Annotated in this window: 16 protein-coding genes and 1 tRNA gene; 13 read left to right on the top strand and 4 right to left on the bottom strand. The window is 66.7% G+C overall.

The window, feature by feature from the left end; genetic code table 11:
• Positions 1-124 precede the first annotated feature (124 nt).
• The 6 genes from pdxH to C8N44_RS16355 all read left to right on the top strand — a co-directional run bounded on the left by pdxH (position 125) and on the right by C8N44_RS16355 (position 6,863).
• A complete protein-coding gene (gene pdxH, locus C8N44_RS16380; RefSeq protein WP_107977859.1) occupies positions 125-730 on the top strand; it encodes a pyridoxamine 5'-phosphate oxidase in 606 nt (201 codons plus the stop codon).
• A 121-nt stretch (positions 731-851) separates the two neighbouring features.
• Positions 852-1,394: a cold-shock protein gene (locus C8N44_RS16375; protein WP_107977858.1), complete on the top strand. Its 543-nt coding sequence runs from the start codon at positions 852-854 to the stop codon at positions 1,392-1,394.
• On the top strand, positions 1,358-1,831 hold the full coding sequence (locus C8N44_RS16370; protein ID WP_107977857.1) for a DUF192 domain-containing protein: 474 nt from the start codon (positions 1,358-1,360) through the stop codon (positions 1,829-1,831). The genes C8N44_RS16375 and C8N44_RS16370 overlap by 37 nt, the downstream gene beginning before the upstream one ends.
• 48 nt (positions 1,832-1,879) lie before the next feature.
• Positions 1,880-1,956 (top strand) — tRNA-Pro (locus C8N44_RS16365).
• Positions 1,957-2,151: 195 nt separating this feature from the next.
• On the top strand, positions 2,152-2,706 hold the full coding sequence (locus C8N44_RS16360) for a cytochrome b (RefSeq protein ID WP_107977856.1): 555 nt from the start codon (positions 2,152-2,154) through the stop codon (positions 2,704-2,706).
• Between the two features lie 542 nt (positions 2,707-3,248).
• Complete coding sequence (locus C8N44_RS16355; RefSeq protein WP_107977855.1) at positions 3,249-6,863, top strand: vitamin B12-dependent ribonucleotide reductase; 3,615 nt, start codon at positions 3,249-3,251, stop codon at positions 6,861-6,863.
• Between the two features lie 243 nt (positions 6,864-7,106).
• Here the strand turns inward: C8N44_RS16355 and C8N44_RS16350 are convergent, their stop codons facing one another.
• Complete coding sequence (locus tag C8N44_RS16350) at positions 7,107-7,832, bottom strand: hypothetical protein (protein ID WP_107977854.1); 726 nt, start codon at positions 7,830-7,832, stop codon at positions 7,107-7,109.
• Positions 7,833-7,955: 123 nt separating this feature from the next.
• Between C8N44_RS16350 and C8N44_RS16345 the strand changes: the two genes are divergently transcribed.
• Entirely contained in the window at positions 7,956-8,837 is an 882-nt protein-coding gene (locus tag C8N44_RS16345) for a bifunctional helix-turn-helix transcriptional regulator/GNAT family N-acetyltransferase (protein WP_107977853.1), read from the top strand.
• 84 nt (positions 8,838-8,921) lie between these two features.
• Here the strand turns inward: C8N44_RS16345 and C8N44_RS16340 are convergent, their stop codons facing one another.
• The 3 genes from C8N44_RS16340 to C8N44_RS16330 all read right to left on the bottom strand — a co-directional run bounded on the left by C8N44_RS16340 (position 8,922) and on the right by C8N44_RS16330 (position 11,819).
• Positions 8,922-9,503, bottom strand: a complete 582-nt coding sequence (locus C8N44_RS16340) for a VOC family protein (protein ID WP_107977870.1) — start codon at positions 9,501-9,503, stop codon at positions 8,922-8,924.
• A gap of 111 nt (positions 9,504-9,614) precedes the next feature.
• The gene (locus C8N44_RS16335; RefSeq protein ID WP_107977852.1) at positions 9,615-10,445 is read right to left on the bottom strand and encodes an IclR family transcriptional regulator; all 831 of its coding nucleotides are present in this window, start codon (positions 10,443-10,445) and stop codon (positions 9,615-9,617) included.
• Positions 10,446-10,640: 195 nt separating this feature from the next.
• Complete coding sequence (locus C8N44_RS16330; protein WP_107977851.1) at positions 10,641-11,819, bottom strand: cytochrome c3 family protein; 1,179 nt, start codon at positions 11,817-11,819, stop codon at positions 10,641-10,643.
• 114 nt (positions 11,820-11,933) lie between these two features.
• On the opposite strand from C8N44_RS16330, the gene C8N44_RS16325 reads away from it, so the two are divergent.
• From C8N44_RS16325 to nqrF, 6 genes are read left to right on the top strand one after another with little or no spacing between them, the layout of a single operon-like run.
• Positions 11,934-13,205 carry a Na(+)-translocating NADH-quinone reductase subunit A gene (locus tag C8N44_RS16325; RefSeq protein ID WP_107977850.1) on the top strand — a complete coding sequence of 424 codons (1,272 nt, stop codon included), beginning with the start codon at positions 11,934-11,936 and terminating at the stop codon, positions 13,203-13,205.
• Positions 13,202-13,984, top strand: a complete 783-nt coding sequence (locus C8N44_RS16320) for an RnfABCDGE type electron transport complex subunit D (protein ID WP_107977849.1) — start codon at positions 13,202-13,204, stop codon at positions 13,982-13,984. The genes C8N44_RS16325 and C8N44_RS16320 overlap by 4 nt, the downstream gene beginning before the upstream one ends.
• Entirely contained in the window at positions 13,971-14,768 is a 798-nt protein-coding gene (locus C8N44_RS16315) for an FMN-binding protein (RefSeq protein WP_107977848.1), read from the top strand. The genes C8N44_RS16320 and C8N44_RS16315 overlap by 14 nt, the downstream gene beginning before the upstream one ends.
• Before the next feature lie 3 nt (positions 14,769-14,771).
• Entirely contained in the window at positions 14,772-15,437 is a 666-nt protein-coding gene (locus C8N44_RS16310; protein WP_107977847.1) for an NADH:ubiquinone reductase (Na(+)-transporting) subunit D, read from the top strand.
• Complete coding sequence (gene nqrE / locus C8N44_RS16305) at positions 15,434-16,048, top strand: NADH:ubiquinone reductase (Na(+)-transporting) subunit E (protein WP_107977846.1); 615 nt, start codon at positions 15,434-15,436, stop codon at positions 16,046-16,048. The genes C8N44_RS16310 and nqrE overlap by 4 nt, the downstream gene beginning before the upstream one ends.
• Complete coding sequence (nqrF, locus tag C8N44_RS16300; RefSeq protein WP_107977845.1) at positions 16,045-17,268, top strand: NADH:ubiquinone reductase (Na(+)-transporting) subunit F; 1,224 nt, start codon at positions 16,045-16,047, stop codon at positions 17,266-17,268. The genes nqrE and nqrF overlap by 4 nt, the downstream gene beginning before the upstream one ends.
• Position 17,269: the final 1 nt, after the last annotated feature.

Here is a 17,269-nt window from a genome sequence, read left to right as displayed (position 1 = left end):
ATGCTGTGTGTCGCGTCCTTTAGGGGATCAGAAAACGGGCATCAAGGCTGAGTGGCCCTCGGGCCCGGTCCGATCGCGCGATGCGACAGTGGAACAACAGGACGGCAGGGGAAGGAAGAGGCGCATGAGCGACAGGGGTGGCATCTTCGCGGGGGACGATCCCTTCACTATCGCGCGCGCCTGGCTGGAAGAGGCCGGTCGGAGCGAACCCAACGATCCCAACGCGATCGCGCTGGCCACAGCCGATCCGTCCGGTCTTCCCAACGTGCGGATGGTGCTTCTGAAGGAGATCGAGGACGCGGCATTCGTCTTTTACACCAACTACGAAAGCGCGAAGGGCGAAGAGATCGAGGCAACGGGCAAGGCGGCCTTCGTGATGCACTGGAAGAGCCTGCGCCGGCAGATCCGGGTCCGCGGCCTGGTCACGCGCGAGGACGGACCGCAGGCCGATCGTTACTACGAGTCGCGTTCGCTCAAGAGCCGGCTGGGCGCCTGGGCCTCGCAGCAGTCGCGCCCGCTCGAGAGCCGCGGCTCGCTCATGGCCGAGGTTGGGCGGATTACCGCTCAGAAGGGGACGCATCCGCAGCGCCCGCCGTTCTGGGGCGGTTACCGCATCACGCCGCTGGAGATCGAGTTCTGGGCCGACGGGTCGTTTCGCTTGCACGACAGGTTCCGCTGGCGCCGCGAAACGCCTGCCGACGCATGGGACATCGCGCGGCTTAACCCCTGACGATCACGTTACTTGAAGTGAAAAGCGCTCATGTCGTCAATTTTCAAGCGACTTGAATCTTTAAATCTTCTATCGCACGAGTAACATCATTGCGACTTCCCGAATGCGTATTGGATGAAGTGTGAAAGAAGCGAACATTGGAGAGCGCCCGCAGGTCAGGGGCCGCGTGAAGTGGTTTGATCCCGTGAAGGGCTTCGGGTTCGTCGTGGCAGACGAAGGCGGCCCGGACATTCTGCTTCATGCCAATGTCCTGCGGAACTTTGGTCAATCTTCGGTTGCCGACGGGGCGCGTGTCTTCGTGGCCGTGCAGGAAACCGACCGCGGGGTGCAGGCCACCGAAGTTCTACGGATAGATCCGCCCGAGCTTCCCGAGGGTGCGCCGCTGGCGGATTTCGACGATATCGACCCCGAAGTGATGCGCGCCGCGCCGTTGGAGCCCGCGCGCGTGAAGTGGTTCGACAAGGCCAAGGGATTCGGCTTTGCAAATATCTTCGGGAAATCGGAGGATGTGTTCATCCACATCGAGGTTCTGAGACGGTCGGGGCTCGCGGACCTGCAGCCCGGCGAGGCGCTGGCGATCCGCGTGATCGACGGCCGGCGCGGGCGGATGGCAACAGAGGTGAACGCATGGGAAACCGCACTTGGGGTATCGCGCTCCTCCTGACCGGGGTTCTTGGCCTCGGCAGCGTGGCCGAGGCCTCCTGCCGGGATGATACCGTCTGGCTGCGGGGGGATTTCGGAAGCGCCCGCTTCAGCGTGGAGGTGGCCGACAACAACGCCGAGCGCGCCCAGGGGCTGATGCACGTCGAGAGCATGCCCGCAAGCCGAGGCATGCTGTTCGTCTATCAGCGGGAACAGCCGGTTGCCTTCTGGATGAAGAACACGCTGATCCCGCTCGACATGGTCTTTGCCGATGCCGAGGGACGGGTGATCAAGGTGCACGATAATGCCGTGCCCGGAGATCTGACCGGCATTCCAAGCGACGCGCCCGCGCAGTTCGTACTCGAGATCAATGGTGGAATGGCGGAAAGCCTCGGCATTGCACCCGGTGCCGAGATGCAGCACCCCGCGATCGAGAACGCCGCCTGGCCCTGCGAGTGAGATTCGCGCTTTTCAAGTCGCCGCCACGTCGATAAAGCACGGGCCTGTCGGGGCGTAGCGCAGCCTGGTAGCGCGTCTGTTTTGGGTACAGAAGGTCGTGAGTTCGAATCTCGCCGCCCCGACCATTTCCCTATCCGAGAGCCTCCGGGCATTTGCCCGTTTGAGTCATGACCGGCGCCGCCCGGGCCGGGGCAGGTTGCCAGCTCGTCGTGTGTTGCAGGACTTCGCCTCTTTCACGGGACGGTGAGGTCCGGTGACTTGCGTTTCGGCAAGTCGACGGGGAGAGCTTCTGTATTGAATGCCAAGACCGGAGATCCCCGATGCCGAACACCGAAACGCCCACCGAACTTCGGGACACGCCCGTGTCCTACGGCTATGTCAGCCGCTTTTTCCACTGGGCGCTGGCAGCCCTGATCCTGTGGCAGCTGCTTGGCATGGTCATGAAGTTTGCGCTTGGGCGTCACCCCGTGTCGGCCTTTTTCGTGGGTACGCACCAGTGGGTGGGGTCGGTGATCTTCGTGCTTGTTGTCCTGCGCGTCGTTTGGGCGGTCTCGAACGCCGGAAGGCGGCCTCCGCACGAGGCCGGGTTGATGGGGTTTGCTTCCAGGGCCGGGCACGGGCTGCTTTACCTGTTGATGCTCGTCATTCCCGCGCTGGCGCTGCTGCGGGCCTGGGGGAGCGAGCGCGCCTTCGCTCCGCTGGGCCTGGAGATTTTTTCCGCGCGTGAGGCTGACATCGCATGGGCGGTGGCGCCGGCCAACGCGGCCCACGGGACGTTGGGCTGGGTCTTCCTTGCGGTCATCGCGGGTCACGTGGCGATGGCATTCTACCACCAGAAGGTGCTTCGGGACCGGGCCCTGAATCGGATGGCTTGAGCCGTTCGGTCGTCCCGACAACATTCCGATTCTCTTGGTCGGACACCAGATGTGGTGTCCGACTGTGGCTTTTGGCGCCTATATGCAGTCATTCCGCTGAAAGCCGCCGATTTTTCGAACAGACCCACAGGCTGTGGACAACTTCACGCTATGGGTGTGCCGACGCTCCAAATCGCCTGAGGAACAAGGCTTTTCGCGCCTCGCTGCGCGCGACGTCAATCCACAGGAGAATCGAGAGGCGTGTGAGTATCTGCGTCAACAAAAAAAACGGAAAAAAATCCGGCTCAAAATCGTTGACCAATCGCAAAAATCCCCTGAATTTGTCCCGGCGTACGGGGCGTCCACTAGATATAGTGATCCCGTCGCTCAGGAGCCGGACAAGGATTGCCCCGCGCGACGACGGGGCACCGCGCCACAGGGCAGTGTGGCGGGACCGTTGATGCTTGGCCGTTCGCTCCGCCTGAGGGAACGTGCCGGGCTGCAGACAGGCCGGGGATCAGCGGGCCGGAACACCGGCTGACAAGAAAAGATGGGACGGGACCATGAAAATCGAGCGTAAATTCACCGCCGCCGGTCGGGACGCCTACGAGGGCATCGAGTTCGTCAAGACGGTCTCGGAGATCCGCAACCCCGACGGCACGGTGGTCTTCCACCTGGACGAACTGGAGGTTCCGGCCTCGTGGAGCCAGGTGGCCAGCGACGTGATCGCACAGAAGTACTTCCGCAAGGCGGGCGTCCCGACAGCGACCCGCCCGGTGCGCGAGAAGGACGTCCCCGAGTTCCTGTGGCGCTCGGTTCCGGCGGAAGGCGCCGCGATGACGGGCGAGACCTCGGCCAAGCAGGTTTTCGACCGTCTCGCAGGCGCCTGGACCTACTGGGGTTGGAAAGGTGGCTACTTTACCAAGGAAGCCGACGCGCGCGCCTATTTCGACGAGATGCGCTACATGCTGGCCCGCCAGATGGCCGCTCCGAACTCGCCGCAGTGGTTCAACACCGGCCTGCACTGGGCCTACGGCATCGACGGCCCGGGGCAGGGCCACTACTACGTCGACTACAAGAGCGGCAAGCTGACCCGCTCCAAGTCGGCCTATGAGCACCCGCAGCCGCACGCCTGCTTCATCCAGTCCGTGTCAGACGACCTCGTGAACGAGGGCGGGATCATGGATCTCTGGGTGCGCGAGGCGCGTCTGTTCAAGTACGGCTCTGGAACCGGCACCAACTTCTCGAGCCTGCGGGCCGAGGGGGAGCCGCTGTCGGGCGGTGGCAAGTCTTCGGGCCTGATGGGCTTCCTCAAGATCGGCGACCGCGCGGCGGGCGCGATCAAGTCGGGCGGCACCACGCGCCGCGCGGCCAAGATGGTGATCTGCGATGTCGACCACCCCGATATCGAGGAATTCATCAACTGGAAGGTTCTTGAGGAGCAGAAGGTCGCGTCGATCGTCGCCGGTTCCAAGACCCACGAGAAGATGCTGAACGGCATCTTCGCCGCGATCCGCGAATGGGACGGCGCCGAGAGTGATGCCTACGATCCCAAGGTGAACGCCGGCCTGAAAAAGGCCGTGCGGACCGCCAAGCAGGCGATGATCCCCGAGACCTACGTGAAGCGCGTGCTGGATTACGCGCGGCAGGGCTATTCCAGCATCGAGTTCCCGACCTACGACACCGACTGGGATTCCGAGGCCTACGCCAGCGTATCCGGTCAGAACTCCAATAACTCGATCCGCGTGACCGATGCCTTCCTGCAGGCGGTGCGCGAGGATCGTGACTGGGAGCTTCTGCGCCGCACCGACGGCAGCGTGGCCAAGACCGTCCGTGCCCGCGACCTGTGGGAGAACGTGGGTCACGCCGCATGGGCCTGTGCAGACCCGGGCATCCAGTTCCACGACACCGTGAACGCCTGGCACACCTGCCCCGAGGACGGCGAGATCCGCGGCTCGAACCCCTGTTCGGAGTACATGTTCCTCGACGACACGGCCTGCAACTTGGCCTCGATGAACCTGCTGACCTTCCTGCAGGACGGCAAGTTCGACGCAGAGGCCTACATGCACGCCACGCGGCTCTGGACGCTGACGCTCGAGATCAGCGTAACCATGGCGCAGTTCCCCTCGAAGGAAATCGCGCAGCTGTCGCATGACTTCCGGACGCTGGGTCTGGGCTATGCCAACATCGGCGGGCTGCTGATGAACATGGGCTACGGCTACGACAGCCAAGAGGGCCGGGCCCTTTGCGGTGCGCTGACCGCCATCATGACGGGCGTGGCCTATGCCACCAGCGCCGAGATGGCCTCGGAGCTGGGCGCCTTCGCCGGCTACGAGCGCAACAGTGCGCACATGCTCAAGGTGATGCGCAACCACCGCACCGCTGCCTATGGCACCTCGGACGGCTACGAGGGCCTTGCGGTCAAGCCGGTGGCGCTGGATCAGGGCAACTGCCCGGACAAGCGGCTGGTGGAACTGGCGCAGGCGTCCTGGGACGAGGCGCTGCGTCTTGGCGAGGCGCATGGCTACCGCAACGCTCAGGCGACTGTCATTGCGCCCACCGGCACCATCGGGCTGGTCATGGACTGCGACACCACGGGGATCGAGCCGGACTTTGCCCTGGTGAAGTTCAAGAAGCTCGCCGGCGGCGGCTACTTCAAGATCATCAACCGCTCGGTGCCGGGCGCGCTCGAGACGCTGGGCTACAGCTCCAGCCAGATCGAGGAGATCGTCGCCTATGCCGTGGGCCACGGAACGCTGGGCAATGCGCCGGGCGTGAACCACACTCGCCTGATTGGCAACGGCTTCGGCCCCGCGCAGATCGACAAGATCGAGAAGTCGCTCGCGACCGCCTTCGACATCCGGTTCGTCTTCAACCAATGGACGCTGGGCGCCGAGTTCTGCCGCGAGGTGCTGGGCATCCCGGCGGACAAGCTGAACGACCCGACCTTCGACATGCTGCGCCACCTCGGCTTCGACAAGTCCGAGATCGACGCCGCCAATGACCACGTCTGCGGGACCATGACGCTGGAAGGCGCGCCGCACCTGAAGGAAGAGCACTACAAGGTCTTCGACTGCGCCAACCCCTGCGGCCGTCGTGGCAAGCGCTACCTCTCGGTCGACAGCCACATCCGCATGATGGCGGCGGCGCAGAGCTTCATCTCGGGCGCGATCTCCAAGACGATCAACATGCCCAACGATGCCACCATCGAGGACTGCCAGAAGGCCTATGAACTCAGCTGGTCGCTCGGGGTGAAGGCCAACGCGCTCTACCGTGACGGCTCCAAGCTGAGCCAGCCGCTCGCCTCCGCGCTCGTCGAGGACGACGACGAGGCGGCGGAAGTGCTGGAAAGCGGATCGACGCAGGAAAAGGCGCAGGTGCTGGCCGAGAAGGTCGTGGAGAAGGTGGTCTTCAAGGAGATCATCAAGTCCCAGCGGACCAAGATGCCGGAGCGCCGCAAGGGCTACACCCAGAAGGCCATCGTCGGCGGCCACAAGGTCTATCTCCGCACCGGCGAATACGAGGACGGAAGCCTGGGTGAGATCTTCCTCGACATGCACAAGGAAGGCGCGGGCTTCCGGGCGATGATGAACAACTTCGCCATCGCCGTGTCGGTGGGGCTCCAGTACGGGGTGCCGCTGGAGGAGTTCGTCGATGCCTTCACCTTCACCAAGTTCGAGCCCGCGGGCATGGTGCAGGGCAACGACAGCATCAAGAACGCCACCTCGATCCTCGACTACATCTTCCGCGAGCTGGCGGTGAGCTACCTCGACCGGACGGATCTGGCCCATGTGAAGCCCGAGGGCGCGAGCTTTGACGATCTCGGCCGGGGCGAGGACGAGGGCACGAGCAACCTCAAGGAGGTGACCGAGGGCGCCGCGTCGCGCAGCCTCGAGGTGCTCAAGCAGATCAGCTCGACCGGCTACCTGCGCAAGCGGCTGCCGCAGGATCTGATGGTGTTTCAGAGCGGGCAGACCGAAATGGCCCAGCCGGTGGAGCCGGCCCGGTCCGAGGGCGGTGGCGAGACCGCGACGGTGCCCGAGCTGAGCCTGGTGAACCGGGCCCGGATGCAGGGCTACGAGGGCGAGGCCTGCGGGGAATGCGGCAACTACACGCTGGTCCGCAACGGCACCTGCATGAAGTGCAACACCTGCGGCGGGACGTCCGGCTGCAGCTGAGGTGTCCGACCCGGGGTACGGGCCGGGATTCCGGCCCGCGAGTTCGCGCGGGTGGAGAGATCGGGGCGCCTTCGGGCGCCCCTTTTTCGTGGGCGCTTCAGGATGTCCCGGGGGCGTCCCGGGCCGGGACATCTTTGCGTGCTATATAAATCAATGAGTTACAGAGGCGAATTAACCTTTCCTTAGGATTGTCCCGCGTTACGCCGACGCGTGGTGGTCCTGCCTCTGATCTATGCCCGCCTGCTATTGGCTGCTGAAGCCGTTTCCGGACCAGCGAATGCGCTCGGTACCGCCGCCGTGCCGACGCATGGTGATGGTGGGCGTGGTGGCGCCCGAGACCTCGTTCACCGAGGCCTGCAGCACCAAGGCCTCTTGCAGGAGCTGGCCGCGGCGCAGGTAGAACCGCGTCTCGCAGACCTGCGCGCCGCAGCTGAGGGGCAGGGCGCCGTTGCAGGTGATGCCCTGATGGTCGAGCACCAGATCCTCGCGCCCGTCGCCGTCGATGTCGGGCCGGAAGACGGCCTGCGGGTCCATGCGGCCCGGGTTGCCCTGGCATTCGTAGGCCACGGCCTCGTCGATGAGCCAGCGGGCGGCGGCGGAGAGATCGGCGGTGCCGGTCGGGGCAGGGGCCGGGCCGCCGCACGCGCCGCCGCTGGTGCGGGTGAAGATCACGGCCCCCTCGGCATCCCTCGTGGCCTCAAATTCGCGGGAGAAATCAGGGCTTTCCGTGAAATTTACAATTGTGATGTTGGCCGTCCAGAGGTCGTGGTGGCTTTCGATCAACTGGAAGAGCTGGGACTCGGTTAAGGTGCAGCCATTCACGTCGAAGGCCCAGTCGATCAGCGCCGGGATGTTGTTCGGATCCGGCATGGGACGGTCGGCGGCGCCCTGCTGGGCGGCGATGGGCTGGGCGAGGGCGCCAAGCACGAGGGCGGACAGGCCGCAAAGGTCCGGGACAAATCTGTTCAAAGCAATAACCTCTTCTTTCAATGCGATCAGAATACCCGGGGCGCGCCACCGATCAAGCGCGAGGCCTCTTGCACCGGCGGCACATTTATCTGACTAAAGTCAGGTAAATATCGGAGAGCCGCCATGAGCACTGATTCCATCGCCCGGGTCCGCCGTTTCCAGCGCGCCGCGACCACCGAGATCGGGCTGCTGGACGAGTCCTTTCTTGGCCGGGGTCGGCCCCTTGGCCCGGCCCGGGTGCTCAACGCGATCGGCAAGGGGCACGAGGACGTGAGCGAGATCCGCGCCTACCTGCGACTGGATTCGGGCCTGATGAGCCGCATCCTGCGCGGGCTCGAGGGCGAGGGGCTGGTGGAGGTCGGCACCGCCCCGGGGGACAGCCGCAAGCGCCGGGTCCGCCTGACCGAGGCGGGCGAAAAGGAATTTGCCGCCTACGAGGCGCTGTCGGATGCGCAGGCGGCGGCGATCCTCGAGCGGCATGGCAATTCGGAGCGGTTGCTGGCGGCGATGGACGTGGTTGCATCGGCCCTGGGGCGGGACGCGATCGAGATCGTCGAGGTGCCGCCGGGCGATCCGCAGGCGCAGGCCTGCATGGCGCGCTACTACGCCGAGCTTGCCGCGCGCTTCGAGCGGGGATTCGACGTGGCACTGTCCTGCGATCCGGAGGCCGGGGACATGATGCGCCCGCGGGGGAGCTTCCTGCTCGCCGTGTCGGACGGGGTCGCCGTGGGCTGCGCGGGGCTGAAGGGCACCGACAAGGGCTACGGCGAGGTGAAGCGGGTCTGGGTCGACCCTTCGGTCCGGGGCCTCGGCCTGTCGCGGCGGCTGATGGCGCGGCTCGAAGAGGTGGCCCGGGAGTTGGGGATCGAAGTTCTGCGGCTCGACACCAACAGCGCGTTGCCTGAGGCGGTGGCGCTTTATCGTCGGTCGGGGTGGAGCGAGATCCCGCGGTTCAACGTGGATCCCTATCCGGATCTGTTTTTCGAGAAGGTGCTGGAAGGCTGAGGGCTGTTGCTTTGGCCGCCCCTCACCCTAGCCCTCTCCCCCTAGGGGAGAGGGGATCTGTTGCGCGGGTTGCGGGCCTTGCGCTCAGAACGGGTTCTTGGCGCTGCGGTCGGTGGAGAGGCTTTGCTGGCCGCGGTGGACGATGAGCTCGATGGCGTCGGCGAGGTGTTCGCGGTCGATGTGGTGGTCGCCGCGTTCGACGCGGATGCGGTGGGCCTCGATCATGACCTCGGCGTGGCGCACGCCCTCGGGCGGCTCGAACCGGTAGGAGGCGAGCTCGATGGTGAGGCCGAGGGGATCGTTGAAGTAGATCGAATCCATGAAGCCGCGATCCTTGGGGCCGGAATGGCGGATGCCGCGGGCGTCGAGGCGCTTGGCGGCCTGCCAGAAGCTGGCCTGGCTCACGTTGAAGGCCACGTGGTGGACGGCGCCGACCTCGGTCGAGGTGCGCGCGGGGTCGGGCTTGCGGGTCTCGTTGGTGAAGATGGTGATCAGGCGGCCGTCGCCGGGATCGAAGTAGAGGTGCCCCTCGTCTGGATCGTCGAGGTTGGGCTGGTCGAAGATGAAGGGCATGCCCAGCACGCCTTCCCAGAAATCGATGGTGGTCTGGCGGTCGGCGCCGACGAGGGTGATGTGGTGGACGCCCTGCGTCTGGATCTTGCGGATTGCGGTGTCGGTCATGGCGGATCTCCTTTGCGCAGGAATATAGCCCGCGCCGGGCCGCGCTCTAACCCGCGGGAGTGCACAGGGTCTGGGCGCCACGGCACCGGTGCGTGGTCAGCTGTTGAAGATGCTGGCGGGGACGGGGCGCAACAGCTCGGTCAGCATCGGCACCCGCACGAGCTGACGCGAGATGCGCGCGGCGGTGGCGGTGAGCTCGGCCAGGCGCTCGTCGACGAGCTGCTCGGAGGTGGCGCCGGTTTCGTCGATGCTGTTGAGGGCGGCGATGACCTGGCGGTCGAGGTCGAGGATGGGCACGGCGATGCCGCAAAGGGTGCCGGGGCCGCGGCCGGGGTTCACCTCGTAGCCGCGCTGGCGGATCGGTTTGATCCGGGTTCGCATCGCCCGGCGGTCGACGGGCAGATCGTAGGTGAGCGGGCGCGGATCGGGACCGGCGAGCTGGTCGAACCAGGTTTCGAGTTGCTCGGCGGTGAAGCCCGATAGCAGCGTGCGTCCGATCGCGGTGCCGGTGGCGGGGTGATACGTGCCGTTGGCGCCGATCACGCGGGCGCTGACCGGGGTCGCCTGGTGTTCGAGGCAGATGACCGCGTTGCCGTCGAGGGTGCCCGCCGCGGCGCCGCCGCCGAAGCGCGCGACGAGGGCGGAGAGCTCGGGGCGCAGGATGGCGCCGAGGTGCGAGGAGATGGCGAAGGTCGAGCCAAGCGAGAGCACCCGCGGCCGCAGGTGGAAACGCCGGCCGCTGCGGCCGACGTAGCCGAGCGAAACCAGCGTGATGAGGCTGCGCCGCGCGGTGGCCGGACTGAGATCCGCCCGGCGGGCGATCTCGGAAAGGGTCATGCCGGGCAGGGCGCCGTCGAAGGCCGACAGCACGGCGAGGCCCCTGGCCAGGGCATCCACGAATCCGTCGGGGCGATCTTCTCGGGACATCTGCTCCTGCGCGTTGGGAAACGGCCGGCGCCTTGCGGCAACGATCCGCGCGAAGATTTCGGGGGAAAGATTGGCGGAACTGTGACGGGGCGCGGTTTGGGGCGCATGACGCCACGGCGCCCGGGACTGTCGGGACAGACCCGGCGGGATCGCTCCCGCCGGGCCCTTGTGTCTTTCGACGGAGGGCGGTCCGGCTCAGCGCCGGATGCCGAGCTCCGCGATGTCGATGCCGAGTGGCCCGCCGAGGTCGGCCATGGAGTCGTGGAGCAGCTCCAGCGAGTAGACCGGATTGTGGGCGAAGGCGCCGGGATCTGCCGTGACCAGCTTCCAGTTGTAAGCCGCGCGCAGCAGCCGCGGGGTCCAGGCGTTGTAGGAGACACTGCTGCCCTCGTTCTGGTCCACCGCACCGTCGCCGTTGGCGTCGGCGAAGAAGTAGGGGTAGCTGTGGCCGTCGTAGATGATCGGCACCTCGACGACTTCTTCGGCATAGGTGCGGATCATGTCGAGCAGCATGGCGGCGTTGGCCTCGATGTCGGACTTGATGCCCTTATCGGTGTCGCCGCTGCCGTCGTAGCTTTGCCGCGCGATGCGGATGTCGGCGGGGCTTTCACCCTGGTGACAGGTCATGCAGGGCTCGAACTCGATCTCCAGCGAGTGGGGATCGTGGCAGGAGTTGCAGGTCGAGACCGGTTGGGCGTGGAAGAAGCGTCCGCTGTAGTCCTGCCCCTCGTAGTGGTAGCCCGCGCCGCCGTATCCGCCGAGCCAAGTGGCCGCCGCCGTGGCGTAGTGCGGGTTCACGAAGCGCAGCTCGCCGTCGCTCTCGTCGAGGCTCTTGCCGTCGATGGCGTTTTCGACCGTGACGCCTGCGGTGCGGCCCTGGTGGCAGGTCATGCAGGCGGCTTCGACCCCCTGGACCGGATGCGAGAGGCCACTAGGGAAGGTGATCTCCTTGATCTCGGCGAGACCGGGGTTATGGCAGGTGCCGCAATCGACGACGCCGCCGGTCGGGATCGGCTCGTTCGGGACGCCGGGTTCGCTGCCGTCGAGCCCGTGGAAGGCACGGAAGCCTTCACCCGAGTGGCAGACGGAACAGACCGGGTTGATCTCTTCCTCGCCATCCCAGTGACGAAATGCCTCGGCTGCGGCGTCGGCATGGGCCGACCGGTACCAGTCGGAAATGGCATCGTTGTTCTTGATCTCGATGTTCTCGGGGTGGAAGGGCCCGTCCTCGGGGAGGGCGAAGGGCACGATGGCCTCGTCTTCCGCCTCGGATTCGGCGGTATCCTGCGCAAAGGCCGGCTGTGTCTCGGCAGCAATGAAAAAAAGGCTCAACGCTAGGGCGAGGCTGGAAAAAATGACCAGTAGTCGTGGCATGGCCTGGGTTACTCCGTCGCAAGTGACGTTCGCGCTCTTTTAAGAAATCACACTCGTGTTACAGTTTCACGGAAAATCGGGTGCGCGCGACACAACCCCGACGGGAACGACGTTATGAGTAGCAGCGCTTTACGCGCCGGGCTTTCGCCTCGTTTCGCAACGCCTCCGGCAGCTTCCGGTGGCGTTCTCGAGATGATCACCGAGGAAGCTGGTCTGACCGGACCGGCCCACGGTGAATTGCGTGTGACACCCCTGGTGGAGGAGGGGGCCCAGGTGGCACACGGTGCCCCGGTCGCCTGCCTTCGCCATGCCCCGGAAATCTGTCTGACCGCCCCCATGGCCGCGACAGTGGGCGCGATCCGCCTTGGTCCGGGACGCAGGATGGGCGAGATCGTCTTCTTTCGCGAAAGCGGCGGCGGGCGGCACGAACACGCGCTTGACGGTGCGCTTTCGGAGGCTTCGCTGCGCCGGCTGATGCAAGGCGCGGGGCTCTGGCCGCTGCTGCAGCGCAGGCCCTTCGGGAACATGCCTGCGCCCGGCGAACGGCCCGCGGCAATCTTCGTCATGGGCTCGGACACCCGGCCCTTCGCCCCAGATCCGGAAGTTGCGCTGAACGGGTCGGAGAGGGTCTTCGGCGAAGGTCTGGATGCCCTCTGCCACCTGACGGACGGGCCGGTGATCGTCTGCCACTCCCGCGCCGAGCTACCGCTCGGGACCAAGCGGGCGCACGAGCAGGTGAAGACGCTGCGCTGCGGGCCGCGCCATCCGCAGGGGCTGGCGGGCATGCGCATTCATAGCGCCTTTCCGGCGGAGCTCGATGCGCCTGTCTGGGACATCCATGCCGAGGACGTGGCCGCGATCGGGGCGCTGCTGGAAACGGGGCTCGTTCCCGAGACGCGGCTGATCCACGTGGCGGGCAGCGCCCTGCGAGAGAGCCGCTTCGTGCGGACGCAGCCCGGGGCGGACCTGCGCGGGCTGACCTACGGAGAGGTTCTGCCGGGGCCGCATATGCTGATGACCGGATCGCCGCTCGACGGGCGCGAAGCGCATTGGCTGGGCACGCGCGACCGGCAGGTGACGGTGATGCCGCGCGGACCGCGCCGGCGCGGGCGGCACTGGTTCATCGAGGCGCTGACCGGATCGGCGATGCCGCGGCCCATCATCCCGACCTCGGCGCTGACCCATGCCTTTGGCGGCGGCCTTCCGGCGGCACCGCTCGCGCGGGCGCTGGCGGCGGGGGACGACGAGACCGCCATGAAGCTGGGCGCGCTGTCGCTGCTCGAGGAGGACGTGGCGCTGGCCGATTACGTTCTGGGCGGCCACGGGACGCTGGCCGGTGCGCTGCGGCGGATGCTGGACCGGACCGAGACGGAGTTCGCTGCATGACAAAGGGATTGTGGGACCGCGAGACGGTCGCCCTGATGCTGCTTGCCGCCTACATGCCGCTGGCGCTGACCTGGCTCTGGTTCGGCGGCACGGATGCGTTGGCCCGGTTGCTGCTGGCGCTGGTGGTGTCGGGGATCTGGCATCTGGTCTTCATGCTGGCCCGCGCACAACCGCCCTCGCTGGCAGGCGCCATCGCGGCGCTTGGCGTGGCGATGCTGGCGCCCGAGGACCTGGGCCTGCTGCGCATGGTGCTGGGGGTCAGCTTCGGCGCGGTGATGGGCGAGCTGGTCTTCGGGGGCTGGGGCCGCAACGTGGTGAACCCGGCGACGGTGACGCTGTCGTTCCTGGGCTTCGGCTTTCCGGCCTTTCCCTGGCCAGGATTTGTCGAGCCTGTCGCCTGGGCCGCGATCCCTGCGGCGCTGATCGGGCTTGCCTTCGGCGTGATGCCGGCTGGCGTGATCTTGGGCGCGGTGCTGGTGGGGGTGACCGCGTCGCTGGCGGGGCTGCTGCCCGCGGTACTGGTGCCTGCGGCGGGCATCGTGCTGGTGCTGCTGGTGGCCTGCCCGGTGGCGAGTGCGGCCACGGAACTGGCCCGCTGGCTCAACGGGGCGTTCTACGGCGCCCTGATGGTAATTTTCGCAATCAGCTGGGACGGCGCGGCGCCGGTTCAGATGGCCGTTTCGGCGGCGCTTCTGGCCTCGCTCGCCGCGCCCCTGTTCGATGAGATCGCGATAGGCCTCTGGCTTGCGCGGCGAAGGAGACCTCATGGCCGATCGTGACTGGAACCCCCTGCGACGGGTGCTTGCGCTGCCCAACGAAAGCCGCGGCAAGACGGTGTTCATGGCATTCGCGGTCTCGGCGCTTTGCGCGGTGATGGTGAGCGGCGCGACAGTGGTGCTGCGGCCGATCCAGGCGGCCAACCGCGCGGCCGAGGAACAGGCCCGGATCGAGGCGCTGGTGCGCGGCATCCCGGGCATGTCGGAGCTGCTGGAGGCGACCGGCGGGACGCTGTCCACCGTGGTGATCGATCTCGAGGCGGGGCGCGCGGCGGAGGAGGTGACGCCCGACACCCTGCAGGCGGCGCTGGCGGAGCAGTCGAACTGGACCGCGCTGAGCGACGGCGAGGATATCGCCGGGCTCGGGCAGCGGCCGGATTACGTGCAGATCTACCTGCTGCGCGGCGAGGACGAGGAGATCGAGCTGGCGCTGCTGCCGCTGAGCGGAGCGGGCTACAACGGGCCGATCTCGGCGGTGCTGGCCATGCAGGGCGACATGAACACCATCGCGGGCCTTGCGGTCACGCGGCACGAGGAGACGCCGGGGCTTGGCGGACGGATCGAGGAGCCGGGCTGGCAGGCGAGCTGGCCGGGCACCGAGGTGCGCGACGCCAGTGGCACGGTGCGCTTTGCGGTGGCGCGGGGCGATGCGGTGAGCCCCTACGAGGTTGACGGCATCACCGGCGCCACGCGCACCAGCAACGCGGTCACCCGCATCGTGCGCTTCTGGCTTGGCCCCGAGGGCTATGGCCCGCTGGTCGATGCGGTGCAGCGCGGGGAGTTCTGAGCCATGGCGGAACACTTCAATTTCTGGTCGACGCTGACCGAGCCGCTGGTGCGGCAGAACCCGGTGACGCTGCAGATCCTCGGGCTGTGCTCGGCGCTGGCGGTCACCACGTCCCTGCCGACGGCGCTAACCATGGCGGCGGCACTGACCACGGTGGTGACGCTGTCGGCGGGGCTGATCAGCGTGATCCGCAAGCACATTCCCGACACGATCCGTCTGATCGTGCAGATCGTCATCATCGCGTCGCTGGTGATCGTGATCGACCAGATCCTGCAGGCCTACCTGCCGGACATCAGCCGGTCGCTGTCGGTCTTCGTGGCGCTGATCACGACGAACTGTCTTGTCATGGGGCGGACCGAGGCGTTTTCGCGGCACAACCCGCCGCTGCCCGCCATGGTCGACGCCTTCGGCAACGGCTTGGGCTATTCGCTGGTGCTGATCGTGATCGGCGCGGTGCGCGAGCTGTTCGGCAAGGGCGAGCTGATGGGGCACACGGTGTTGCCGCTGGTCGAGAACGGCGGCTGGTACACGCCGCTGAGCCTGATGCTGCTGGCGCCTTCTGCCTTCTTCCTGCTGGGCATGCTGGTCTGGGCGATCCGGACGGTACTGCCCGAACAGGCCGAGGCGCTCGACACGGTGCCGCCGCCGCGCGGGGAGCCGGCGGAATGAGCGGGCTCTGGGATCTCTTCATCTACTCGGCGCTGGTGCAAAACATGCCCCTGACGCTGTTCCTGGGGCTGTGCACCTTCCTCGCGTTGTCCAAGAAAACCGAGAGCGCGCTTGGCCTCGGCATAGCGATCACGGGCGTGATGGGCGTCACGGTGCCGCTGAACCAGCTGCTTTATACCTACGTGCTGGCGCCCGGCGCCTGGGCCTGGGCGGGCATGCCGGAGCTGGACCTGTCCTACCTCGATCTCATCGCCTTTATCGGGGTGATCGCGGCGACGGTGCAGCTGCTCGAGATGCTGCTCGACCGGTTCTTTCCGGCGATCTACGCGGCCTTCGGGGTCTTCCTCCCGCTGCTGACGGTGCAATGCGCGATCCTGGCGGGCAGCCTTTTCATGGTGGAACGCTCGTACACGCTGGCTGAATCGGCGGTCTACGGCCTGGGCGGCGGCGCGGGCTTTGCGCTCGCTGTCACCATGCTGAGCGCGGTGCGCTCGCGGCTGTCCTATGCCGACCTGCCCGCGGGGCTGCGGGGGCTTGGCATCACCTTCATCCTGGCGGGGCTCATGTCGCTGGGCTTTTCCTCCTTCGCGCAGATGGCGGCATCGCAATGACGGAGATCATCCTGGGCACACTCGTCGTCACGCTGCTGGTGCTCGCGCTGGCGGTGGGGCTGTTGCAGGCCCGAAAGCGCCTGGTGCCCTCGGGCGCCATCGACATCACGGTGAACGGCGGCACGCATATCACCGCCGAGCGCGGCAGCCGGCTGCTGCAGGTGCTGCACGGCAACGACATCCGTATTCCCGCCGCCTGCGGCGGGTCGGGGACCTGCGGGCTTTGCCGCGTTCATGTCACGGGCGAGGGCGCGGGCGAGCCGCAGGCCACCGAGAAGGGTGTGCTTTCCGCGCGCGAGCGGCGCGATCACATGCGGCTGGCCTGCCAGACCAGCCTGCGGGGCGACTGCGCGGTGACGGTGCCGGACGACATCCTGAGTTCGGGCGGCGGGTTCATCTGCACGGTGGCCTCGACCCGGATGATGGCGCCGCTGATCCGCGAGATCGTGCTGGATCTGCCCGAGGGGCAGCCCTTCGACTATCTCGCCGGGGATTTCATGCAGATCACGGCGCCGCCCTACAAGGTGGATTTCGGCAAGCTGGACCTGCCCGAGGCGTTTCGCGAGACCTGGGAGATAGCCGGCTGGACGGAACTGTCGTCCGCATGCGATGCGCCGGTGACGCGGGCCTATTCGGTCGCGAACCGCGCCGAGGACGTGAACCGGGCGGTGTTCAATATCCGGCTCGCCGTGCCGCCCGCGGGGATGGAGCACGAGGTGCCGCCGGGAAAGGTGTCGTCCTGGCTGTTTTCGCTGAAGGAAGGCGACAAGGTCGAGGCCTCGGGGCCCTTCGGCGAGTTCCACGCGCAGCCGACCGAGGCCGAGATGGTCTTTATTGGCGGGGGTGTGGGCATGGCACCGCTGCGGGCGCTGATCCACGAGCAGCTTGGGCGCGGCAGCACGCGGCGGCTTCGGTATTTCTACGGGGCGCGCAGCGTCGCGGACCTGTTCTATGTCGAGGAGTTCGACAGGCTGTCCGAGGCCAATCCGAACTTCACCTGGACCCCGGCCCTGTCGGACCCGGCGCCCGGCGACCGCTGGACCGGGGCGACCGGTTTCATCCACGAGGCGCTGCGTCGCGAGATGGCAAAGCACCCGGCGCCCGAGGATTGCGAATACTACCTGTGCGGGCCGCCGGTCATGATCTCGGCGGTGCTTGCGACGCTGGAACGGCTCGGGGTCGAGCCGGAGAACATCTTCTATGACGATTTCGGAGGATAGG

The sequence above is a fragment of the Allosediminivita pacifica genome (assembly GCF_003054175.1).
GTDB lineage: Bacteria > Pseudomonadota > Alphaproteobacteria > Rhodobacterales > Rhodobacteraceae > Allosediminivita > Allosediminivita pacifica.
This window is presented reverse-complemented; position numbering and strand designations above follow the sequence as displayed.